The organism is Dietzia cinnamea NBRC 102147, from assembly GCF_001571065.1.
GTDB lineage: Bacteria > Actinomycetota > Actinomycetes > Mycobacteriales > Mycobacteriaceae > Dietzia > Dietzia cinnamea.
The window spans coordinates 34,887-57,361 of record NZ_BCSW01000020.1; the positions used below are offsets into that span (position 1 = coordinate 34,887).

Below are 22,475 nucleotides of genomic sequence, written 5' to 3' on the forward strand. Positions count from 1 at the left end.
CGGGATGTGTCGTACCCCGGCGATACCGTGCGCGCAGACGCGGAGGTGCAGGAGGCGGAGGTGCAGCAGATGGACACGAGGAGGACGCGGACCACGAGCAGGACGCGGTCGTCCCGCGGGGGTGCCGCGGGGTCACTCGGCCGCGCCGGGCGCGCCGAGGTGCATCGTGGTCGCGCGGTCGCGGCGGCCGACCCGTCGGAGCGCTTCGTCGAGGCGTACCGCGCCGCGCGGTGCGCTGCCGGCGCGTTGCTGGCCCCGGGGCCCCGGCGTCGCGGTCCGGTCGATGTCTGGCACCGGCTCGCGGCGGAGGCGCCTGAACTGGGGGAGTGGGCGACCGCCTTCGCCGGGTATTCCGCTCTAGCTGCCGCCGTCGAGGACGGGCTCCCGCGGACGATCTCAGCCCGCATGGCGGACGATTTCCTGTGGGCGGTGGGCCGCTTCATGGACCTGGTGGACCGGCGCCTGGGCGTCCTGGGCCCCGCGGCCTGACCCGTCCGGCCGCGGACCCGCCGTCCCCCTGGCCCGTCCAGGGGAATCCCGGTGGTCCCGGCCGCGTTGCCCTCGTATGATGGGGAGAACCATGACCGGCTGATCACCGTCCGCGGTCGGTGCGAACCGACCGAGCCGGCCACGCTCGTCATCACGAGCATCTGAAGGAGGTCGAAGTGCCCCTGTCCGAGCACGAGCAGCGCATGCTCAAGGAGATCGAGAGCGCGCTCTACGCCGACGACCCCAAGTTCGCGTCGTCCGTCCGTAAGACCGGCGCGAGTGGCGCCCGGCGTCCCGCGGGCCTGGTCGTGGCGCTCGCCGTCCTCGGTGTGGCACTTCTCATCGGTGGTCTGGCCCTCGACGTCAAGCCGGGCGGTTTCCCCGTGCTGAGCCTCGTCGGGTTCCTGGTCATGTTCGCGGCCGGGGTGCTCGCGCTACGTTCGACGCCGTCAGCGGGTGCGCCGGGGGTCAAGAACCCGGGCGGGCCGCGTGTCCCCGGGGCCGGGCGGGCCTCCTCCAAGTCCTCCGATGGTCGGTCCTACTCCTCGAGGATGGAGGACCGGTTCCGCCGTCGCTTCGAGCAGGGGCCCTGATCGATCGACTGCCTCCGGGCCGACCACCACGCTTCAGATGAAGGGGTGAGCGCACCAGCGCTCACCCCTTCACCCATTTCCCGGCCCACCGGCCCACCGGCCCACCGGCCCGAGGCCCATCGGTCCACCGGCCCACCGGCCCGCCGGCCCGCCGGGGTACGGCTTCTCGCATTCACGCCACGCTCGCGGGGACGCCACGGGTCCTCCGGCATCCACTCGCGCAGTCGGCGTCTCGCCGGCGGGGCTCAACGCCGAGTCCACAGCCGCTCCCTCGGATGGCGTCTCGCTCGCGCGGATGTGCGCCGAGCATGCAGCCGCTCCCGGGGATGGCGTCTCGCACCCACCGCGGTGCGCGCGAGACGCCATCTTGGCGTGCGGCTGCGGCTGCGGCTGAGCGGGCCGGGCGGCTGCGGCTGAGCGAGCTGGGCGGCTTCGGCTGAGCGGGCCGGGCGGCTGAGCGAGCTGGGCGGCTGCGCGCCCGACCCCTCCCCGCCCCGGAGCCCCACCACGCCCCACCCCGACGCCCCACCACTCCCCACCGGCCGCCCTCAGGGCCGCCTCATGAGCTACTTCAGTCACATCGGCCTCAGTAAGTCGCTGAATGTGCGGTTCGTGACGAGGGCTCGACAGCAGGGGGTCGTCCGTGTCGACGAGGCGGAAACCGTCTGAAGTGCAGTGATGTAAGACAGTGGGGAGAAGTGGGGCGCACGCCTTGTTTGTGGGGCGTAGTGGGGTACAGTGGGGCACGCAAGGAGCTCGATGGGCCTGGACCCCAGGAGGTGGCGGGTGACCGACACCGATCCCGTCGACTCCGGACGCGAACGAGCCTTCGTCGGGTACGGGACCCACCGTCCCAAGCTCGACGACAAGGGGCGGCTGACGATCCCCGCCAGATTCAGGCCAGGCCTGGCGGACGGGGTGGTGGTGTGTGGGTGGTTCACCAACACGCTGTCGGTCTTCCCTGAGGGCGAGTTCGACGCGCTGGTCAGAAAGGTCCGGCCGACCGCCAACCTCAGCGAGAGGCACATGGCGTTCTTCCGGCTCCTGGTGAGCGGCGCGGAAGTCCAGCAACTGGACTCGCAGGGACGGATCTCCATCCCCGCGAGTCAGCGGAACTACGCGGGTCTGGACAAGGACTGCGTCGTCAACGGCCTCGGGGAGCGTCTCGAGGTCTGGGACGCCGAGGCGTGGGACCGCTACAGCGCGGAGAACCTACCCGTGTTCTCCGAGATGGAGGGCACCTCGCTCGGGATCGAGTTCTGATCCCGGGAGAGGAAGGACGAGAACGCACACGAGAGCACGACGGACGGAGCCCCCCGGCCCCTGCCCGGCACCACCCTGACGTACTTCCCCGACGCCAGGTGGGTACCGGACGGGGACCAGGGGGCTCCACCACAACCGCCGGAGCACCGACGACCGGACGCGAGGAGGCGAGATGGCAGAACGGCCCGATGCCGACCGCGACGCCACGCGCTCCGGGCACATCCCCGTCTTCCTCGAGCGCACCATCGAGCTCTTCCGTCCCGTCGTCGAGGCCGCCGCGGAGGAGGGGCGCGCACCCGTCATCGTGGACGGCACCCTCGGTCTCGGTGGGCATTCCTCGCACCTGCTGGCCGAGTTCGGCGAGCTGCGTGTACTCGGCGTGGACCGCGACCCCGAGGCGCTCGACATGGCGACCCGCCGGCTCACCGCCTATCGCGGCCGCTTCACTCCCGTCCACGCCCGCTTCGACGACTTCGACAGCGTCACCGCGGCGCTACCTCCGGATGCGCGTGACGACGCCGGCCCGGCGATCGACGGCATCCTCCTCGACTTCGGCGTCTCCTCGATGCAGCTCGACGTCGCCGAGCGCGGATTCGCGTACTCGGTGGACGCGCCGCTCGACATGAGGATGGACCCCACCACCGGCCCGACCGCCGCCGACATCCTCGCCGACTATCCGCGCGACGACATCGCCCGGGTCCTCCGGGTGTACGGCGAGGAGCGCTTCGCCCGGCAGATCGCGGCCGCGATCGTCCGCCGACGCGACACCGATCCCATCGTCACCAGCTCCCAGCTGGTCGAACTGCTCTACGACACGATCCCCCAGGGCGCCCGCCGGACCGGTGGGCATCCGGGCAAGCGAGTGTTCCAGGCCCTGCGCATCGAGGTCAACGCCGAACTCGAGGCCGTCGAGAACGCCGTGCCCGGCTACCTCGACCTCCTGCGGTTCGGCGGTCGCGCGGTCTTCATGGCGTACCACTCCCTCGAGGACAAGATCGTCAAGCGCGAACTCGCGACCCGCACCGCCTCCCGCACCCCGGCGGGCCTGCCGGTGGAGCTGCCCGGCCACGGCCCCGAGTTCGAGGCCGTCACCAGGGGAGCGGAGAAGGCCTCTCAGGAGGAGATCGACCACAACCCGCGCTCGGCCTCGGTCCGGGTGCGATGCGTCCGGCGTATCGACGGGAGAACCCCATGACGAGCACGATCGACACGCCCGGCACCGTTGACGGGCTCGACACCCACCCGGCCCCCGGCGCGGACGCCGACGCCCCGGCCGGGGCGGGACGGGCCGTCGGCCTCCGACGCAGGCCGGTCACGCGCTCCGTCCGTGGCCGTCGCACCGTGGTCGTCCCCGCGGAACGTCTGAGCCCCGCGGAACTGGCCGCGAGGGTGCCCTTCCTCGTCGTCCTGCTCCTCCTCATCGGCGCAGGCGTCGGCGGCACCCTCCTACTGTCGGCCCAGACCACCCAGGACACCTACGACCTCAAGAACGCACGCGACGCCAACGTCGAACTGGTCGAGCGGATGGAGGCGCTCCGCGCGTCCAACGAGCGCGCCCGCTCTGCCGAGGTGCTCGCGCAGCGCGCCGAGAAGCTGGGCATGGTCGGCGTCGCCAGCGCACCCATCCTGACCCGGGGATCCGACGGCGTCATCGAGATCGTGGGGGAGCCGGAAGCCAAGCTCGGCGCGCCGATCAAGCCGCTCCAACCCGCTCCGGTAGCGTCCGAGCCGTCGAGGTCGTCCGACCGGGACGCGTTCGATGCGCCGCCCGCACAGGTGCCGCAGGACCGGACCCCCCGCGGCGTCGCCCCCGTTCCTTATCCGCCGCTCGCCGGCCCGCCGTCCCCGGTGGCGCCGCCGTCCCCCATGGTCGAACCGGCGCCGCCGGCCCCCGGCGCCGACGCGGGCCCCGCCCCCGACCCGGTGTCCCCGGCCGCGCCGCCCGCCCCGGCGGCGCCTGGTGACGGTGCCGCGACGCTCGCCCCGGTGCCCGGACAACCCTTCTAGCACCCCACCCGAAAGGCCCCCGAGATGACCGAACGACGCACCCCGGAAGCGGGACGCCGGGCTACCTCGGGTGACCCGCGCGCCACCGAACCGCGCGTCGGACGGCCACCGAACCGGTTCGGGCGGGTTCTCACCACCAACTCGACCGAGCGCCGGTTCACCTTCATGCGGTCCGCGTTCGCGCTGATCATGGTGATCGCCCTCGTCAAACTCTTCTGGGTGCAGACCATCGGGGGCACCGAACTCGCGGCCCGCGCCGAGAGCCAGCGGCAGGTCCACCAGGTCCTGCCGGCCGCCCGCGGGGCGATCGTCGACCTGGACGGCGACCCCATCGCCTTCACCCGCGAGGCCCGCGACCTGTCGATCCAGCCGCTCGTCGAACAGCAGAACGCCGAGGCCCGCCGCGAGCTCGACAGCACCAAGCCGACGTGGGACGAGCTCGTCGTGGAGATCGCCGACGAGTTCGAGGCCGTGCTCGGCGACGCCGTCGACCGCGACGAGATCGAGGCCAAGCTCTCCTCCGGTGGCGGCTTCACCTACCTCGTCCGCAACGTCGACGTCACCCAGGCCAACGCGATCGTCCGAAAGTTCCCGATGATCGGCGCCGAGCGCGTCGACATCCGCGAATACCCGGGCGGCGCGCTCGCCGCCAATGTCGTCGGCGCCACCACCAAGAGCGACGAGGGCAAGCTGATCGGCCTGCAGGGCATCGAGTCCCACTTCAACGACCAGCTCGACGGCGAGGACGGCCGGCAGACCTTCGACCGGGCCCAGGACAACACGGTCATCCCCGGCACCCTGCGCAACGTCACCGAACCGCGCGACGGCGACACGATCCGCCTCACCCTCGACGCCGACCTGCAGTGGCACGTCCAGAAGGCGATCCAGTCCGCCAAGGACACCTCGGGCGCGAAGAGCGCCTCTGCCGTCGTCCTGGACGCGCGGACCGGCGAGGTCCGGGCGATGGCCAACGACAACACGTTCAACCCGGCCGTCGGAGTGGGCGCCGAGCTCGAGCGTGGCGCGGACCTCGGCAACCCGGCCATCACCTCCCCGTTCGAGCCGGGCTCCGTGCAGAAGATCATCACCGCGGCCGCCGCCATCGAGGCCGGACTGACCCACCCGGACGAGGTGCACTCGGTCGACGGCAGCATCCGCATGGAGGGAGTCACGGTCTCCGACGCGTGGCAGCACGGGCCCACGCCGTACACCACGACCGGCATCTTCGGGAAGTCCTCCAACGTCGGCACTCTCATGCTCGCCCAGCGGGTGGGCAAGGAGCCGTTCTCGCAGTACCTGGAGAAGTTCGGCCTCGGCCAGCGCACCGGCATCGAACTGGCGGGGGAGTCGGAGGGCCTCGTGCCCGACCTGCAGAACTGGCAGGGCGGCACGTTCGCCAACCTGCCGATAGGGCAGGGCCTGTCCATGACCACCCTGCAGATGGCCGGGATCTACCAGACCATCGCCAACGACGGCGTCCGCGTGCCGCCCCGGATCGTCGCCGAGCGGGTCGGCCCGGACGGCGAGAGCCACCCCACCGAACGCCCCGAGGGCGAACGAGTGGTCAGCACCGAGACCGCCCGCACCGTGCGCGACATGTTCCGCGCGGTCGTGCAGTCCGGGCCCGGGGCGCAGGCCGGCACCGGCCCCCAGGCCGCGGTCGCCGGCTACCAGATCAGCGGCAAAACCGGCACCGCGCAGCAGATCGACCCGGGTTGCTCCTGCTACTCCAACTCGCGCTACTGGATCACCTTCGCCGGCATCCTGCCGGCCGACGACCCGCGCTACGTGATCGCCGTCATGCTCGACGCGCCCTCCCGCGGCGTGCTCGGCGCGTCCGCCGCCCCGCTGTTCCACGACATCGCGTCATGGCTGGTCAACAGGGACAACATCCCGCCGTCCGCCCCCGCGCCGGAACTGGTCCTGCAGGCGCGGTGACCGGCGCCCGGCAGGGTAGCGTGTAGCGGGTTCACGGGAGGGATCGAGCGAGGAAGGCGGGGCGAGGACAGGCGATGACCACGGCGCGACAGCTGGCAGATGCGGTGGGGGCCAGGCTCCTCGGCGACAGGTCCGGGGCCGACCTCGACCTCACCGGGGCGACCATCCGGGCCCAGGACTGCGGCCCGGGCATCCTCTTCGCCGCCCTGCCCGGAACCCGCGTCCACGGCGCCTCGTTCGGGGCCACCGCCGTCGAGGCGGGCGCATCCGCGGTGCTCACCGACCCCGAGGGCATCGAGCTGATGGCCGCCGTCGCCGGGCGCCTGCCCGTCCTCGTCCACCCCGCCCCGCGCGCGGTTCTCGGCGCGGTGTCCGCGGCGGTGACCGGAGACCCGTCCGCCGACCTCGACGTCGTCGGCATCACCGGCACCTCCGGCAAGACCACCACCACCTACCTCGTCGAGGCCGCCCTCGAGGGCTGCGGGCACGTCGCCGGTCTCATCGGCACCACCGGCAGCCGCGTGGACGGCCGCGCCCTGCCCAGCCGGCTCACCACCCCCGAGGCACCCGAGTTCCAGGCCCTGCTCGCCCGGATGAGGGCCGCGGGGGCACGCGCCGTCGCGGCGGAGGTCTCCAGCCACGCCCTGCGGCTCGGCCGGGTGGACGGCGTCCGGTTCGCCGTGGGCGCGTTCCTCAACCTGTCGCAGGACCACCTGGACTTCCACCCGAGCATGGACGACTACTTCCGCGCCAAGGCGCGGCTGTTCGACGTCGAGGCGGATCCCGGCTCGGCGGTGTGGCCGGCCGAGCGCGCGGTCGTGGTGATCGACGACGAGTGGGGCCGCCGCCTGGTGGGGATGCGCCCGGACGCGGTAACCGTGTCCGCCGAGCCCGACGCCGACGCCGACTGGACGGCCGGGGAGTCCACCCCGACCGACCGCGACACCCAGGAGTTCACCGTCCACGGGCCCCGCGGGCTGGCCGTGGACGTCGAGCTCCCGCTGATGGGTCGGTTCAACGTCGCCAACGCGCTCGTGGCGCTGGCGATCGTCGACGCCCTGGGCGGGGACGTCGCCGCAGCCGCGGCCGGACTCATGCGGGTGCGGGTGCCCGGCCGCCTCGAGCCGGTCGTGCGCGGCCAGGACTTCCGCGTCCTCGTGGACTACGCCCACAAGCCGGGCGCGGTCGCCGCGGTCCTGCGCTCCGTCCGCGCGCAGACCGAGGGCCGTGTGGCCGTGGTCCTCGGCGCCGGGGGCGACCGCGACCCGGGTAAGCGCCCCAAGATGGGGGCCGCCGCGGCCGAGATCGCCGACCTCGTGGTGGTGACCGACGACAACCCCCGCAGCGAGGACCCCGCCGCCATCCGCGCCGCCGTCCGCGCGGGGGCCGAACAGGCCGCCGGGCCCGACACCCGCGTCGAGGAGGTCGGCGACCGCGGCGCCGCGATCGCCACCGCGATCGACTGGGCCCGCGCCGGCGACGTCGTCGTGATCGCCGGGAAGGGACACGAGACCGGTCAGGAGGTCGCCGGCGTCGTGCACCCGTTCGACGACCGGGCCAGGGCCGCGGAAGAACTCGTCAGACGACTCGGATACCGCGCCCCCACGGGCGAGACGGAGGACAGCACACCATGATCGACCTCACCCTCGGCGAGATCGCGGGGATAGTCGGCGGTCGGTTGGTCGGTGGTGACCCGTCGACGGCCGTGACCGGCACCGTGGAGTTCGACTCCCGCCGCCTCACCCCGGGCGGGTTGTTCCTCGCCCTGCCCGGCGAACGCGTCGACGGCCACGACTTCGTCGCCCGCGCGCTCGACGCGGGGGCGGCCGGTGCGCTCGTCGCGCACGAGGTCGACGGCGTGGACGGTGCGCAGATCGTCGTGCCCGCGGTCGACCGTCGCGAGACCAACGCCATGGCGCTGGCCGCCGACACCGACGGCTTCGGGGCCGCCGTGCTCACCGCGCTCGGCGCCCTCGCGCGCGCCAGCGTCGACCGGCTGGTCGCCGACCACGGGCTCGTCGTCGTGGGGGTCACCGGGTCGTCGGGCAAGACCAGCACCAAGGACCTCATCGGCGCCGTACTGTCGGCGGCCGGCACGGTCGTCGCACCCCCGGGCTCGTTCAACAACGAGATCGGCCACCCGTGGACCGCGCTGCGCGCGGACGAGGACACCGACTTCCTCGTCCTCGAGCTCAGCGCCCGCGCACCCGGCAACATCCGCGAGCTCGCGGCCCTCGCGCCCCCGCGCGTCGGGGTGGTCCTCAACGTCGGCACCGCGCACCTGGGCGAGTTCGGTTCGCGAGAGGTCATCGCCGCCACCAAGGGTGAGCTCGTCGAGGCGCTGCCGGACGCCGCGCACGGCGGGGTCGCCGTCCTCAACGCCGACGACGACCGGGTCGCCGCCATGGCCGGCCGGACCTCCGCCGAGGTCGTCACGGTGGGGCTGGGTGGGTCCGCGGACGTCCGTGCGGAGCGGGTGAGGCTCGACGACGAGGTGCGCGCCTCGTTCACGTTGGTCACCCCGCGGGGTGAGGCGGAGGTCGCGCTCCGGGTGCACGGCGAACACCAGGTGGGCAACGCCCTGTCGGCGGCCGCGGTGGGCCTCGCGTGCGGGATGGACGTCGAGCGGATCGCGGCGGCGCTGGGTACCGCCGAGGCCGCCTCCGTACGCCGGATGGACGTGCGGATGACCGTCGACGGCGTCACCGTCATCAACGACTCGTACAACGCCAACCCCGATTCGATGCGGGCCGCGCTGAAGTCCCTGGCCGTCATGGCCCGCTCCGGCGGCGGCCACCGGCGGACCTGGGCGGTGCTGGGGGAAATGGCCGAGCTCGGCGAGGACGCGGTCATCGAGCACGACCTCATCGGGCGTTTCCTCGTCCGCCTGGACGTGTCCCAGCTCGTGGTCGTGGGCCTGGGCCGTCCCCAGCGGGCGCTGTTCCAGGGCGCGATCCAGGAGGGCTCGTGGGGTTCCGAGGCGGAGCACGTCGCCACCGCCGAGGAGGCCGTGGCGATCCTGGACGAGCGCGTGGAGCCCGGCGACATCGTCCTGGTCAAGGCCTCTGCTGCCGTCGGTTTGTGGAGCGTCGCCGAGCACCTGCTCGCGTCGCGTGGTGAGGAGAACCAGTCATGACCCAGATCATGATCGCAGGCATCGTCGCCTTCGTCGTGAGCATCTTCCTCACACCCCTGCTCATCATCTATTTCCGGCGCAAGGGCTACGGCCAGGAGATCCGTCTCGAGGGACCGCAGTCCCACATGAGCAAGCGCGGCACGCCCAACATGGGTGGCGTCGCGATCCTCACCGCCGTGTGGCTCGGGTACATCGTCGCCGGGGTGATCGGGCAGGTCACGGTCGGTGGGGGCGGCTTCACCGCCTCGGGCGTGCTCGTGCTCGGCCTGGCCACCGCGCTGGCGGTGGTGGGGATGGTCGACGACGGGCTCAAGGTATTCAAGCGCCACAACAAGGGCCTGGGCATCCTGTCCAAGACCGCCGGCCAGGTCCTCGCGGCCCTCGCGTTCGGCGTCCTCGTGCTGCAGTTCCGCAACAACGACGGGCTCACCCCCGCCAGCACGTCATTGAGCTACGTGCGGGACTTCGTCGCGGTGAGCTTCCCCGTCGTCGTCTTCCTCGTCTTCATCGTCGTCCTCGTCTACGGCTGGTCCAACGCCGTCAACTTCACCGACGGCCTTGACGGCCTCGCCGCCGGGTCCATGGCGATGGTGATGGGCACCTACGTGGTGTTCACCTTCTGGCAGTTCCGCTACTCCTGCTTCTCCACCGCGGAGGGAGTCGACCTGTCGGGCTGCTACCAGGTCCGTGACCCCCTCGACATCGCGGTGGTCTGTTCGGCGGCGCTCGGCGCCTGCCTGGGCTTCCTGTGGTGGAACGCGGCCCCCGCGAAGATCTTCATGGGGGACACCGGGTCGATGTTCCTCGGCGGCATCGTCGCGGGCGTGTCCGTGGTCTCTCGCACCGAGCTGCTCATGGTCGTCGTGGGCGCCGTGTTCGTCATCGAGTTCGTCTCCGTGCTCATCCAGGTGGCCGCGTTCCGCACCACGGGCCGTCGGCCGTTCCGCATGACCCCCATCCACCACCACTTCGAGAACGGCGGCTGGGCCGAGACCACGGTGACCATCCGGTTCTGGCTGCTGGTGGCCATCTCGTGTGGCCTGGCGATCGCGTTGTTCTACGGCGACTGGCTCGCGAGCTCGGCGGGATGACCGACATGACCGATATGACCGAGACCACCGCGTCGACCGAGCGGCCGGGGCCGGACGTCCGGGCGCTGCACGGGCTGCGGGTGTTGGTCCTGGGCGCGGGTGTGTCCGGGCCGGGCGCGGTACGCATCCTCGACGCGCTGGGCGCCGAGCCCGTGGTCGCCGACTCGCGACCCGAGGCGATCGCACGCCTGCGGGAGGCGCTGCCGGACGGTGTCGCGTGCGAGGGCGTCGATCTCGACCGCGCTGCCGAACTCCTGGCCGCCTCGCGCGGACCGGTCGGCCGGGCCGGTGGAGCCGGCGGGGCCGGTCCAGCCGGGGCGGTCGACCGGATCGGTATCGACCTGGTCGTGACCAGCCCGGGATGGCGCCCCGACTCGCCTCTGCTGGTCGCCGCGGCCGACGCCGGGATCGCCGTGTGGGGCGACGTGGAGCTGGCGTGGCGCGCAGATGCCGCCGAGTTGTTCGGCCCCCGCCGCACGTGGCTCGCGGTGACCGGTACCAACGGAAAGACCACCACCACCTCGATGCTCGAGGCGATCTGCCTCGAGGCGGGCATGGCGGCGCGCGCGTGCGGGAACATCGGGCTGCCGGTGACCGACGTGCTGCTGGCCGAGCCGCGCGTGGAGGTGCTCGCGGCCGAACTGTCGAGTTTCCAGCTGCACTGGGCGCCGAGCTGCCGGCCGGACGTGGGCGTGGTCCTCAACGTCGCCGAGGACCATCTCGACTGGCACGGGTCCATGGAGGCGTACGCCGCGGCCAAGGCGCAGGTCCTCACCGGCCGGGTGGCCGTGGCCGGTGCCGACGACGAGATCGCCGCCCGACTGCTCGCCGACGCGCCCGCCGCGACGCGTATCGGGGTGCGCCTCGGCGCGCCCGCCGCGGGGGAGTGTGGCGTGGTCGACGGCGTGCTCACCGCGCGGATCGGCGGTGGTGACGACGACGACGAGGTGGCGCTGATGCCGGCCGCGGACGTGCGCCCGGCCGGGCCCGCGGGCGTCCTCGACGCACTCGCCGCCTCGGCCGTGGCCATGTCCGTGGGCGCGCGGGCCGAGCACGTCGCCGCGGCCCTGCGTTCGTTCACGGTGGGCGCCCATCGCGCCGAACCGGTCGGAGTCGTCGACGGGGTCACCTACATCGACGACTCGAAGGCCACCAATCCGCACGCCGCCCGCACCTCGCTGCTCGCGGGCGGGCCGATGGTGTGGATCGCCGGCGGACTGCTCAAGGGCGCCGACGTCGAGCCACTGGTCGCCGAGGTCGCCGATGTCCTGCGCGGGGTGGTCCTCATCGGCCGCGACCGCGGGCGGATCGCCGGGGCATTGGCACGACACGCGCCGACGGTGCCCGTCGTGGAGCTGGCCTCGGGAGACGATGACGACGCTGCGGGTCCCGACGAGCCGCAGCAGACGATGGACCGCGCGGTCGCCGAGGCCGCGCGGATGGCCACCGGAGGCGACACCGTGTTGCTCGCCCCGGCTGCCGCGTCGATGGACATGTTCACCGACTACGGCCACCGGGGGCGCAGCTTCGTCCTCGCCGTGGGCCGCGTGGCCGGGAGGTAGAGGCTATGGCACTGCGAGACAAGGCACCTCACGACCGGGCCGTCACGGCCGGCGGACCCGACGCGGCCGAGAGCGGCGACCGGGCCGATCGGCCCGACCTGCTCGGGCGTATCGCCGCGCCACTGGCCGCGATCAACCGGGCACCCCTGACGTCGTACCACGTGGTCATGGTGGTTACGGCCCTGCTCACGGTCATCGGACTGGGCATGGTGCTGTCCAGCTCCAACGTGCTGGCCTTCTCCGGCGGTGGCACGCCGTTCGACATCTTCCTGCGCCAGGCGATGTTCGTGCTCATCGGCTGGATGGGCTTCGTCCTGGCCCTGCGCCTGCGCATCGAGCTGCTGCGCGCCGCGGCGTTCCCGCTGCTGCTCGTGTCCATCGGTTTGCTCGTCGCGGTGCTCATCCCCGGCATCGGCTCCGAGGTCAACGGCTCCCGTGGCTGGATCGACCTCGGCATCTTCTCGATCCAGCCCGCCGAGATCGCCAAGTTCGCCCTCATCATCTGGGCGTCGTCCGTGGTCGCCAAGCGCGTTCGGACGGGCTACTGGCTGGACCTGCTCTTCCCGGCGGTCGTCGGGTACCTCATCGTGGCGGTCCTCGTCGTCGTCGCCCCCGACCTGGGCATGGCCACCGCGGTGACCATCGCGTTCCTGTGCATCCTGTGGTTCTCCGGCTACCCGGCGCGGCACTTCGCGTGGGTGATCGCCGTCGGCGTCGTCGTCTTCGGCGTCCTCGCGGTGGCGTTCGCCTACCGCTTCGAGCGGATCCGGACCTACCTCGACACGTTCCGCGGTGACTTCTCCAACCCCCAGGGCGCGGCGTACCAGTCGTACCAGGGCATGCTCTCCCTGGCCGACGGCGGACTGTTCGGCGTCGGCCTGGGGCAGTCCAGCGCCAAGTGGTTCTACCTGCCGGAGGCCACCAACGACTTCATCTTCGCCATCATCGGCGAGGAGCTCGGTTGGTTCGGTGCCGCGGTCGTCGTCTCGCTCTACCTCACCCTCGGCTGGGTCGGCATGCGGATCGCCATGCGCTCGGTGGACCCGTTCCGCCGCCTGCTCGCGGGCACCATCTCCGCGACGATCGTCCTGCAGGCGTTCATCAACATCGGTTACGTCGTGGGCCTGCTGCCGGTGACCGGCCTGCAGCTGCCGCTCATCTCCAACGGCGGTACCTCCGCGGTCGTCACGCTCACCTCGCTCGGGCTGCTCGCCAACTGCGCCCGGCACGAGCCCGAGGCCATCTCCGCGATCCTCAGCTCCCCGAGCCGTCGCCGGCATCGGTGGTTCTCCCTGCCCGACCCGCGCCCCTACCGGCCCGAGCGCCCCGTCCCCGCCTCGTCGGCGCCCGGTCGCTCGAGCGAGGGCGCCCGGCGGTACGGCGACCCCGTCACCCGCCGCCAGCCGACCCGCCCCGGCGGTCCCGCGCCGCGTGACCGGGCCGCCGGCGCCCGGCGCACGGCCCAGCCCGCCCCCGTGCCGCGTCCGCCGCGCGGCGGACCACGGCCACCGGCGTACGAGACCATGCCGATCCCGGCCGACGCCGCCCGCGATCGTCGGCGTGGGGCGACCGCGATGACCGGCCGCACCGCCCGGCCCGTCCGCGGACGCGAGGCCGAGCGCCGCCAGCCGCGCCGCCCGGCCCCCGACGCGGGGGGCCGCCAGAGCCCCGGCGCCGGCCGGCCCAGCCCCATCCACCGGGGACGCGAGCGATGAGCGCGGCATCCGCCGGCGGTCCCTCGGTCCTCGTGGTCGGCGGCGGCACCGCCGGCCACATCGAGCCCGCGCTCGCGGTGGGGGAGGCCGTCACCGCCCTCGACCCGACCGCACGCGTCACGGCCGTGGGCACCCCGCGCGGCCTGGAGACCGACCTCGTCCCCAAGCGGGGCGTGCCACTCGAACTGGTGGATCCGGTCCCGCTGCCGCGCAGTGTCGGCGGCGACCTGTTCCGCCTGCCCGGGCGTCTCGTCCGGGCCGTGCGCGGGGCACGCGAGGTGCTGCGACGCACGGACGCGGACGTCGTCGTGGGCTTCGGCGGATACGCGTGTGTGCCCGTGTACCTCGCCGCGGCGGCGCCGCTGCGGCCCGCGTCCGGGGGCGCGCGTCGCCGCGTGCCGATCGTCGTCCACGAGGCCAACTCGCGCGCGGGGATCGCCAACAAGCTCGGCGCGCGGTTCGCCGTCGCGACCCTCGCCGCGGTCACCGGGTCGGGGCTCGACGCCCGCGTCGTGGGCAACCCCGTCCGCCGCGCCGTCGCGACCCTCGACCGCGCGGCCCTGCGGTCGCAGGCCCGCGCGACATTCGGGCTGGACCCCGACGGGCCCGTCCTGCTCGTCGTGGGCGGCTCCCAGGGCGCGCGGTCGCTCAACACCGCCATGGCGGAGGTCGCCGAGGAGTTCTCCCGGGCCGGCGTGGGCGTCCTGCACGCGGTCGGTCCGAAGAACCTCGACGACGCCCCGGTCGTACCGGCCGGCGGCGCGCCCTACGTGACCGTGCCCTACCTCGACCGCATGGACCTGGCGTACGCCGCCGCCGACCTCATCCTGTGTCGGTCGGGTGCCATCACCGTCGCCGAGGTCTCCGCAGTCGGGCTGCCCGCGGTGTTCGTCCCGCTACCCCACGGCAACGGCGAGCAGGCCCTCAACGCCCGCGACCTCGTCGCCGGCGGCGCGGCCCTGCTCGTGGAGGACTCCGACCTCACGCCCGACCACCTCCGCTCGGAGGTCCTGCCGCTCGCGCTGGACCCCGACCGGCTCCAGATGATGTCCGAGGCCGCCGTCCGCGGCGGCTCCCGAGACGCGGCGGAGGTCGTGGCGCGCATCGCGCTGGACGCCGCCGGAAAGGCCCCGCGTTGACCACCACCACCCCCGGCTCCGACTCCGTGCCGGCCACGCTCGAGCGCGTCCACATGATCGGGATCGGCGGCGCGGGCATGTCCGGCGTCGCGCGGATCCTGCTCGACCACGGCGTGGCGGTCTCCGGCAGCGACGCCCGCGACTCGGCCGACCTGCGCGCGCTGGCCGACCGCGGCGCCGTCGTGCGCGTCGGCCACCACGCCGACGCCCTCGAGGCCCTCGGCTCGCCCCCGCAGATCGTCGTGGTGTCCAAGGCGGCGATCCCCGCCGACAACCCCGAGCTCGTCGCGGCGCGGGCCGCGGGCATCCCGGTCGTCACCAGGTCGCAGGTGCTCGGGCACCTCGCCCGGGCGGGCCGCTCGATCATGGTGTGCGGCACCCACGGGAAGACCTCCACCACCTCGATGCTCATCGCGGGCATGCTCGCCGCCGGGTCCGACCCGTCCTTCGCGGTGGGCGGCACCGTCCTGCAGTTCGGGACCAACGCTCGCGGCGGCGCCGACCCCGTGTTCGTGGCCGAGGCCGACGAGTCCGACGGCTCCCTCGTGCACTACGAGCCCGACGTCGTGATCCTCACCAACGCCGAACCCGACCACCTCGACCACTTCGGCACCGCCGAGGCGTACTACGAGGTCTTCGACACCTTCCTCGCCCGTATCCCCGACACCGGCGCGCTCGTGGTGTGCGTCGATGACGAGGGCGCGGCCGAGCGCGCGCGTCGGGCCGCGGCCGCGGGCGTCCGCGTGGTGGGGTACCGCACCGTTGACGGTCCGACGACCGACCTGCCGGTGGCGGGGGAGCTCGCGGGGATCACCGTCGACTCCGACGGCACGCGGGCCCGGCTCACCCTCGACGGCGGGTCGCACGGCGAACTGCACGTGGGCACCCCGGGCGAGCACATGGCGCTCAACGCCCTGGCCGCCCTGCTCGCCGCCCGCGAGGTGGCCGGGTCCGGCGGCTTCGACGCGGACGGGTTCCTCGCCGGCCTGTCCGGGTTCGGCGGCGTCGGACGACGCTTCGAGCCCAAGGGCGAGGCCGTGGTCGGCGACGGGCGGGCGCGCGTCTACGACGACTACGCCCACCACCCCACGGAGGTCGCCGCGGTGCTCGGCGCCGCGCGGGAGATCGTCGAGGCGGACGGGGGGCGGCTCGTCGCCGTCTTCCAGCCCCACCTGTACTCGCGCACCAGGATCTTCGCCGAGGAGTTCGGCCGCGCACTGTCGCTCGCCGACGAGGTGGTGGTCCTCGACGTCTACGGCGCGCGCGAGCGACCCGAACCCGGCGTCGACGGCGGGCTGATCGCCCGGAACGTCACCGCGGCCGTCCACCACGTGCCCGACCTCGACAGCGCGCTGACGACGGTCACCGGGATCCTGCGGCCCGGCGACGTCGTGTTCACCCTCGGCGCCGGCGACATCACCACTCTCGGCCCGCGGATCGTTACCGGCGGGGAGCCGTGAGGAGGGCCGCGCGGTGACCAACGAGCCCGACCTCCCCGAGGAGCACGACGTCCCCGGTGCGCCGGACGTCGATCCCGCCGCGGAGCGACCGGGGCCCGACCCCGGGCCACCGCCCACCGAGGCGTCCACCGAGGTGCCGGCGTGGGACACCCCGCCGACCGACGACCCCGATCGCCGGCGCGCCGCGGCCGACCTGCGCCGCTCCGACGAGCGGGTCCGTCATTCCGACCCGGCGGTGCGCGCACGCCTGCGGCGCCGCCGCCGGCGGACCAACCGGATCTACGCCGGGCTGGGCATCGCATTGGTCGTGGTGCTGCTCGGCTACATCGCGCTGTACTTCCTGCCGGTGTTCGCCGTCCGTGAGGTGAGCGTCGAGGGCACACGGACGATCCCCGCGGAGGTCGTCACCGAGCGCGCGGCGGTCGCACCGGGCACGCCGCTGCTCCAGGTCGACACCCACGCGGTCGCCCGGCGCGTGGCGGGCATCCCGCGCGTGGATCAGGTGACGGTCAAGCGGGACTACCCGTCGGGACTGCGGATCGAGCTCGTCGAGCGCACCGCGCTGGTGGTGGTGGAGGTCGACGGCGAGCAGCATCTCGTGGACGCCCAGGGCATCGACTTCGGCCCGGGCGAGGTGCCGCCCGGGACTCCTGTGCTCACGGTGGGAGAAAACGCCCGCGGCGAGCTGCCGGCGGTCGTCCGCGACCTGGCGACGGTCTTCGCCGAGGTGCGGGGCACGGCCGGTCAGGAGATCACCGCCGTGGAGGTCGACACCCGCGCGTCGATCGTGCTCACCCTCGCCGACGGGCGGATCGTCGAGTGGGGAGCGGCCGGCCGCGACCGGGAGAAGGCCGTGGCTTTGCAGATGGTTCTCGAGCAGCCGGGACAGATCTGGAACGTGTCCAACCCGGCCCTGCCGACGTCCCGCTAGGGCCCCGCCGGCGCCACGTCCGCACCCCGGCGGAGCACCGTCGACGGCCCGGTACACCCGACACGCCCGCGAGCCTCGTGGACGCGCGGGGCCGCTAGCCCTACCGTGGTGTTCCGACGGCCGAAACCGCCTCTGACCAGCAAGTTTAACCCTCAACTAGAGGGTGAGACTTCAGGGTCCACGGAACGTTTCGTCGAGACAGCACGCAACCGAGCACGACACCCCCATAGGAAGGCCGGGCCTCGATGAGCTCACCCCACAACTACCTCGCAGTCATCAAGGTCGTCGGCATCGGCGGCGGCGGCGTGAACGCGGTCAACCGGATGATCGACGAGGGGCTCAAGGGCGTCGAGTTCATCGCCGTGAACACCGACGCGCAGGCCCTCCTCATGTCGGACGCCGACGTCAAGCTCGACGTGGGCCGCGAGCTCACCCGAGGACTCGGCGCGGGCGCCGACCCCGAGGTGGGCCGTAAGGCCGCCGAGGACCACAAGGACGAGATCGAGGAGGTGCTCAAGGGCGCCGACATGGTCTTCGTCACCGCCGGCGAGGGCGGCGGCACCGGCACCGGCGGCGCGCCCGTCGTGGCGGCCATCGCCCGCAAGCTCGGCGCCCTCACCGTGGGCGTGGTCACGCGCCCGTTCTCGTTCGAGGGCAAGCGCCGCGGCGGCCAGGCCGACGCCGGCATCGACGCCCTGCGCGAGGCCTGCGACACGCTCATCGTGATCCCCAACGACCGCCTCCTGCAGCTGGGCGACGCGGGGGTGTCGATGATGGAGGCGTTCAAGACCGCCGACGAGGTGCTGCTCAACGGTGTCCAGGGCATCACCGACCTCATCACCACGCCCGGCGTCATCAACGTCGACTTCGCCGACGTCAAGGGCGTCATGTCCGGCGCCGGCAGCGCGCTCATGGGCATCGGCTCCTCCCGGGGAGAGGGGCGCGCGTTCAAGGCTGCCGAGGCCGCCATCAACTCGCCGCTGCTCGAGACCACGATGGAGGGCGCCAAGGGCGTGCTCATGTCCATCGCCGGTGGCAGCGACCTGGGCCTGTTCGAGATCAACGAGGCCGCCTCCCTCGTGCAGGAGGAGGCGCACCCCGACGCCAACATCATCTTCGGCACGGTCGTCGACGACTCCCTCGGCGACGAGGTCCGCGTGACGGTCATCGCCGCCGGGTTCGAGGGCGGGTCCCGGCCGGTCGCCGCCGGCGCGGCCCAGCCGCGCCGCGGCCGCCACCACCTCGACGACGACGAGTCGGTCCCCGGCGCCTCCGGCGACACCGGCGGGGCCTCGGAGCTCGGATCGACGCCCCTCGGCGGCCGCGGTCGCGAGGAGTCGGCCTACCCGGGCTCCGGCGGGTCGTCCGCGAGCTCGGCGGGCACGTCCTCGTCCTCGTCCTCGTCCCGTCGCCGCGACGAGGACGACGACATCGACGTCCCGCCCTTCATGCGGCACTGACCGGGCACCCCGTGACGCCCGACGGCACGGGGCGCGTCCGCCGGGTGGTCACCGACCGCCGCGGCGGCGCGTCGACCGGAGACTTCGACTCGTTCAACCTCGGCGACCACGTCGGTGACGCCCCCGCCGCCGTGGCAGCCAACCGCGCGCGGCTGGCCCGCCGACTCGGCCTGCCCGCGACCGACATCGTGTGGATGGACCAGGTCCACGGCACCCGGATCGCCCGCGTCACCAGGCCGACCGGCGGGCCCGTCCCCGCCACGGACGGACTCGTGACCGACCGGCCCGGCCTCGCGCTGGCGGTGCTCACCGCCGACTGCGTCCCGGTGCTCGCCGCGGACGAGCAGGCCGGCGTGATCGGGGCCGTGCACGCGGGACGCGTCGGCGCGGTCGGCGGGATCGTCCCCCACCTCATCGGCGCGATGACCTCGCTCGGGGCGCGTCCGGAACGGATCACCGTGCTCCTCGGACCGGCGGCGGCAGGGGAGCACTACGAGCTGCCCGACGACCTCGCCGACGAGGTCGAGGCGGCCCTGCCCGGCAGTCGCACCCGGACCGTCGCCGGAACCGCGGGCGTGGACCTGCGCAAGGGCATCACCCGCCAGCTCGCCGGGCTCGGCGTGACGCGCGTCGACTCCGACCCCCGCTGCACGATCGCCGAGGAGTCTCTGTTCTCCTATCGTCGACAGGGGCGGACCGGGCGCCAGGCCAGCGTGATCTGGCGGCAGGTGTAGCAGGCCGGGCCGGCCGACCCGCCGGACCGGGAGACGAAAGGGCGGACATGACCGACACCAGGGCCACAGAACTCGCCGCGCGGCTGGCAGAGACCCGCGAACGCGTGGACGCGGCCCGGGCGGCGGCGGGCCGGACCGACGAGGTCGACCTCGTCGTCGTCACCAAATTCCATCCCGTCACCGACGTCGTCCACCTCGCCCGCCTCGGGGTGCGTGACGTCGGCGAGAACCGGGTCCAGGAGGCGGCGGCCAAGGTCGGCGACCTCGCCGCCGCCGACGCCGAGTTGGCGGCGTCCGTGCGGTGGAACATGGTCGGGCACATCCAGTCCAACAAGGCCGCCGCCGTGGCCGGGTGGGCCGACAGGGTCCACTCGGTGGACTCCGTGAAGGTCGCGAACGGGCTCGAGCGTGGCCGCGCCCGCGCCGCCGACGAGCGCGACGGCGTCACGCCCCTGCCCGTCCTGCTCCAGCTGAGCCTCGACGGCGACACCTCCCGCGGCGGGGTCACCCGCGAGGACCTGCCCGCTCTGGCCGACCACGTCGCCGGACTCGGGCACCTCCGTCTGGCCGGGCTCATGGTGGTGCCCCCGCTCTCCGGCGAGCCCGCCGCCCACTTCGCCGACGCCGCCGACGTCGCCGCCGACCTGCGGCGCCGGCACCCCGACGCCGTCGAGTTCTCCGCGGGCATGTCCGGGGACATCGAGGAGGCGATCGCGGCAGGTTCCACCTGCGTGCGTGTCGGAACGGCGATCCTCGGCCCCCGACCAGTAGTTTGAGATCCAGCCTCGCGGGGACACCCGCCCGCGAAGAACACACGCCCGCGACGACCCCGTTACCAGGAAGGTCCCGGAAGATGAGCGCAATCGCCCGGTTCAAGGAGTACTTCGGAATGGCGCCCGTCGCGGCGTACGAGGACGAGTACCTGGACGACTACGACCGCCCCGTCCACCACGACGCGCGCGTCGGTCGCGGAATGCACGACACGGACGACCTCGGTCCGGTCGCCCGCGACCGCCGGGACGACTACGGCTACGCCGCCGACCGGTACCTCGACGAGCCCGCGCCCCGCTCCCGCGTCGCCGACCTCGACCCCGTCGACGAGCGTGCCGCCGCCCGCCGTGCGCCCGTCGAGGAGCCGGCTCCGCGCCCCCGCCGCTACCACGCGGCCGAGGCCGGCGCGCGCGCCAACCTCCGCGGTGTGCCCGCCACCCGCGGTGCCGTCGCCCTCGCGCCGGAGGAGGACTTCGTCGAGGACGGGCTCGTCACCGTTCCCGAGACCGTCGTGGAGCGCCCCCGCGGCTTCGGCGACGGCAAGAGTCTCGGCGAGCACTTCCGCGCCGGACGCGCGGTCGTCCTGGACCTGTCCACGATGGCCTCCGGAGACGCCCGACGCATGGTCGACTTCGCCGCCGGCCTCGTCTTCGGCCTCGACGGCCACATGGAGAAGGTCGCCGACCGCGAGCGCACGTTCCTCCTGCAGCCCGCCGGCATGGACCTCACCGAGGCCGAGGTCCGCGACGCCGTCAACGGCGCCTTTCGCCGCTGACCGGTCCGCCCGTCGGCGGGGACCGGGTGCCCTCGGGCACCGCGGTGGCCCGGGGAAGTAGAGTTGAAGCGTGACGTTGATTCTGCTGATCCTCTATTACCTGGTCGAGGTCTTCTGGTTCCTGCTCCTGGGCCGGATCGTGGTGGAGATGATCGCCTCGTTCTCCCGTAGCTGGACGCCGAAGGGTGTCCTCGCGGTGGTGCTGGAGTGGCTGTTCACCATCACGGACCCGCCGGTCAAGGCGTTGCGCAAGGTCATCAAGCCGGTCCGTCTCGGCCAGGTCTCCCTGGACCTGTCCGTCCTGGTCCTGTTCATCATCCTCATGGTGCTGCGGGTCGTCATTCTGGCCTTCATCTGAGCGATGGGGCCGCGCTGCGGCCGGCAGAGCGGCCCCGGTTCACCGACCCGGACCACGGCCGCTGGTGACGCGCGGGCCGGTTGTGACTAGATTGGCCACAGTTAAGGTAGAAATGAAGTCGTGGGTCCGGTGCGTGAACGCCGGACCGGCACCCGAGACGACCACGAGGGGTATCCCATGCCGTTGACACCAGCCGATGTGCACAACGTCGCGTTCTCCAAGCCACCGATCGGCAAGCGTGGCTACAACGAGGACGAAGTCGACCAGTTCCTGGACCTGGTCGAGACGGAGCTCGCGGAACTCGTCTCGGACAACGAGGACCTCCGGCAGCGGGTCGAGGAGCTGACCCGCGACCTCGAGAAGGCGCGCAAGGCCGCTGACGAGGCCGGCAAGTCCTCCGGCGGTGGATCGGGTGCCGCCGCTCCCGCCGCGCAGGCCCCGGCGCCCGCGCCGACGCCGGCCCCGGCGCCCACCACTCCCGCTCCCGCCGCCGCGACCCCGTCGCTCGGCAAGGGCGAGGACGACGGCGCCGCCAACAACGAGACGCACCTGCGCGCCGCCCGCGTCCTGGCCATGGCCCAGGAGATGGCGGACCGCCTGACCGGCGAGGCCAAGAAGGAGTCCGACGGGCTCATGGCCAAGGCCCGCAGCGAGTCGGACCGGCTGGTCGGCGACGCCCGGACGCAGTCCGAGAAGCTGGTCAACGACGCCAAGTCGCAGGCCGAGAAGATGGTCGGCGACGCGCGCCGCGAGGCGGACAAGCTTCTCGCCGAGGCCAAGAGCAAGTCCGACGGCATCGTCAAGGATGCCCAGGCCCGGTCCGAGCAGCAGGTCAAGGAGGCGCAGGCCAAGGCCGACGCCCTGCAGGCCGACGCCGAGCGCAAGCACACCGAGATCATGGCGACCATCAACCAGCAGCGCGGTGTGCTGGAGAGCCGGATCGACCAGTTGCGGACGTTCGAGAAGGACTACCGCAGCCGTCTCACCAGCTACCTGGAGAACCAGCTCGCCGAACTCGGCAAGACCGGCTCCGCCGCCCCGGCGGCCCCCGCC

Annotated in this window: 20 protein-coding genes; all 20 read left to right on the plus strand. The window is 73.2% G+C overall.

What is annotated here, in order from left to right:
• Positions 1–27: 27 nt before the first annotated feature.
• Positions 28–489: an SAV_6107 family HEPN domain-containing protein gene (locus DCI01S_RS09110; RefSeq protein ID WP_244881691.1), complete on the plus strand. Its 462-nt coding sequence runs from the start codon at positions 28–30 to the stop codon at positions 487–489.
• 176 nt (positions 490–665) lie between these two features.
• Positions 666–1,082, plus strand: a complete 417-nt coding sequence (locus tag DCI01S_RS09115) for an SCO2097 family morphological protein (RefSeq protein WP_061228920.1) — start codon at positions 666–668, stop codon at positions 1,080–1,082.
• Positions 1,083–1,868: 786 nt separating this feature from the next.
• Positions 1,869–2,345 (plus strand): division/cell wall cluster transcriptional repressor MraZ, encoded by a 477-nt coding sequence (locus tag DCI01S_RS09120; RefSeq protein ID WP_061228921.1) that lies wholly within the window; start codon positions 1,869–1,871, stop codon positions 2,343–2,345.
• A gap of 172 nt (positions 2,346–2,517) precedes the next feature.
• Complete coding sequence (rsmH, locus tag DCI01S_RS09125; RefSeq protein WP_061228922.1) at positions 2,518–3,540, plus strand: 16S rRNA (cytosine(1402)-N(4))-methyltransferase RsmH; 1,023 nt, start codon at positions 2,518–2,520, stop codon at positions 3,538–3,540.
• On the plus strand, positions 3,537–4,352 hold the full coding sequence (gene ftsL, locus DCI01S_RS09130; protein ID WP_061228923.1) for a cell division protein FtsL: 816 nt from the start codon (positions 3,537–3,539) through the stop codon (positions 4,350–4,352). Before rsmH ends, ftsL begins: the two co-directional genes overlap by 4 nt.
• 24 nt (positions 4,353–4,376) lie before the next feature.
• Positions 4,377–6,290 (plus strand): peptidoglycan D,D-transpeptidase FtsI family protein, encoded by a 1,914-nt coding sequence (locus DCI01S_RS09135; RefSeq protein ID WP_082767717.1) that lies wholly within the window; start codon positions 4,377–4,379, stop codon positions 6,288–6,290.
• A gap of 74 nt (positions 6,291–6,364) precedes the next feature.
• Positions 6,365–7,924, plus strand: coding sequence for a UDP-N-acetylmuramoyl-L-alanyl-D-glutamate--2,6-diaminopimelate ligase (locus DCI01S_RS09140; RefSeq protein ID WP_061228924.1), 1,560 nt, complete (start codon positions 6,365–6,367; stop codon positions 7,922–7,924).
• Positions 7,921–9,426, plus strand: coding sequence for a UDP-N-acetylmuramoyl-tripeptide--D-alanyl-D-alanine ligase (locus DCI01S_RS09145; RefSeq protein ID WP_061228925.1), 1,506 nt, complete (start codon positions 7,921–7,923; stop codon positions 9,424–9,426). The genes DCI01S_RS09140 and DCI01S_RS09145 overlap by 4 nt, the downstream gene beginning before the upstream one ends.
• Positions 9,423–10,517 (plus strand): phospho-N-acetylmuramoyl-pentapeptide-transferase, encoded by a 1,095-nt coding sequence (gene mraY / locus DCI01S_RS09150; protein WP_061228926.1) that lies wholly within the window; start codon positions 9,423–9,425, stop codon positions 10,515–10,517. Before DCI01S_RS09145 ends, mraY begins: the two co-directional genes overlap by 4 nt.
• A gap of 5 nt (positions 10,518–10,522) precedes the next feature.
• Positions 10,523–12,079, plus strand: a complete 1,557-nt coding sequence (murD, locus tag DCI01S_RS09155; RefSeq protein WP_082767720.1) for a UDP-N-acetylmuramoyl-L-alanine--D-glutamate ligase — start codon at positions 10,523–10,525, stop codon at positions 12,077–12,079.
• A gap of 5 nt (positions 12,080–12,084) precedes the next feature.
• Positions 12,085–13,794 (plus strand): putative lipid II flippase FtsW, encoded by a 1,710-nt coding sequence (gene ftsW, locus DCI01S_RS09160; RefSeq protein ID WP_061228927.1) that lies wholly within the window; start codon positions 12,085–12,087, stop codon positions 13,792–13,794.
• Positions 13,791–14,933: an undecaprenyldiphospho-muramoylpentapeptide beta-N-acetylglucosaminyltransferase gene (gene murG, locus DCI01S_RS09165; protein WP_061228928.1), complete on the plus strand. Its 1,143-nt coding sequence runs from the start codon at positions 13,791–13,793 to the stop codon at positions 14,931–14,933. The genes ftsW and murG overlap by 4 nt, the downstream gene beginning before the upstream one ends.
• Before the next feature lie 53 nt (positions 14,934–14,986).
• Positions 14,987–16,393 carry a UDP-N-acetylmuramate--L-alanine ligase gene (murC, locus tag DCI01S_RS09170; RefSeq protein ID WP_061228944.1) on the plus strand — a complete coding sequence of 469 codons (1,407 nt, stop codon included), beginning with the start codon at positions 14,987–14,989 and terminating at the stop codon, positions 16,391–16,393.
• Positions 16,394–16,406: 13 nt separating this feature from the next.
• On the plus strand, positions 16,407–17,324 hold the full coding sequence (locus DCI01S_RS09175; RefSeq protein ID WP_061228929.1) for a cell division protein FtsQ/DivIB: 918 nt from the start codon (positions 16,407–16,409) through the stop codon (positions 17,322–17,324).
• 245 nt (positions 17,325–17,569) lie between these two features.
• Entirely contained in the window at positions 17,570–18,784 is a 1,215-nt protein-coding gene (ftsZ, locus tag DCI01S_RS09180; protein WP_061228930.1) for a cell division protein FtsZ, read from the plus strand.
• 11 nt (positions 18,785–18,795) lie between these two features.
• On the plus strand, positions 18,796–19,518 hold the full coding sequence (gene pgeF / locus DCI01S_RS09185) for a peptidoglycan editing factor PgeF (RefSeq protein WP_061228931.1): 723 nt from the start codon (positions 18,796–18,798) through the stop codon (positions 19,516–19,518).
• 47 nt (positions 19,519–19,565) lie between these two features.
• Positions 19,566–20,294, plus strand: coding sequence for a YggS family pyridoxal phosphate-dependent enzyme (locus tag DCI01S_RS09190; protein ID WP_061228932.1), 729 nt, complete (start codon positions 19,566–19,568; stop codon positions 20,292–20,294).
• A 77-nt stretch (positions 20,295–20,371) separates the two neighbouring features.
• Complete coding sequence (locus DCI01S_RS09195) at positions 20,372–21,064, plus strand: cell division protein SepF (RefSeq protein WP_061228933.1); 693 nt, start codon at positions 20,372–20,374, stop codon at positions 21,062–21,064.
• Between the two features lie 70 nt (positions 21,065–21,134).
• Positions 21,135–21,422 carry a YggT family protein gene (locus DCI01S_RS09200; RefSeq protein ID WP_061228934.1) on the plus strand — a complete coding sequence of 96 codons (288 nt, stop codon included), beginning with the start codon at positions 21,135–21,137 and terminating at the stop codon, positions 21,420–21,422.
• Between the two features lie 177 nt (positions 21,423–21,599).
• Positions 21,600–22,475, plus strand: an 876-nt coding sequence (locus DCI01S_RS09205; RefSeq protein WP_061228945.1) for a DivIVA domain-containing protein, incomplete at its 3' end; no start/stop codon positions are given.

Excerpts from the sequence above, each read along its gene's own strand:
- murD (WP_082767720.1), top strand. The coding sequence starts at position 10,523 with ATGACCGATATGACCGAGACCACCGCGTCGACCGAGCGGCCGGGGCCG.
- DCI01S_RS09190 (WP_061228932.1), top strand. The coding sequence starts at position 19,566 with ATGACCGACACCAGGGCCACAGAACTCGCCGCGCGGCTGGCAGAGACC.
- DCI01S_RS09145 (WP_061228925.1), top strand. The coding sequence starts at position 7,921 with ATGATCGACCTCACCCTCGGCGAGATCGCGGGGATAGTCGGCGGTCGG.
- DCI01S_RS09135 (WP_082767717.1), top strand. The coding sequence starts at position 4,377 with ATGACCGAACGACGCACCCCGGAAGCGGGACGCCGGGCTACCTCGGGT.
- ftsW (WP_061228927.1), top strand. The coding sequence starts at position 12,085 with ATGGCACTGCGAGACAAGGCACCTCACGACCGGGCCGTCACGGCCGGC.
- rsmH (WP_061228922.1), top strand. The coding sequence starts at position 2,518 with ATGGCAGAACGGCCCGATGCCGACCGCGACGCCACGCGCTCCGGGCAC.
- murC (WP_061228944.1), top strand. The coding sequence starts at position 14,987 with ATGATCGGGATCGGCGGCGCGGGCATGTCCGGCGTCGCGCGGATCCTG.
- mraY (WP_061228926.1), top strand. The coding sequence starts at position 9,423 with ATGACCCAGATCATGATCGCAGGCATCGTCGCCTTCGTCGTGAGCATC.
- DCI01S_RS09140 (WP_061228924.1), top strand. The coding sequence starts at position 6,365 with ATGACCACGGCGCGACAGCTGGCAGATGCGGTGGGGGCCAGGCTCCTC.
- murG (WP_061228928.1), top strand. The coding sequence starts at position 13,791 with ATGAGCGCGGCATCCGCCGGCGGTCCCTCGGTCCTCGTGGTCGGCGGC.
- ftsL (WP_061228923.1), top strand. The coding sequence starts at position 3,537 with ATGACGAGCACGATCGACACGCCCGGCACCGTTGACGGGCTCGACACC.
- ftsZ (WP_061228930.1), top strand. The coding sequence starts at position 17,570 with ATGAGCTCACCCCACAACTACCTCGCAGTCATCAAGGTCGTCGGCATC.
- DCI01S_RS09195 (WP_061228933.1), top strand. The coding sequence starts at position 20,372 with ATGAGCGCAATCGCCCGGTTCAAGGAGTACTTCGGAATGGCGCCCGTC.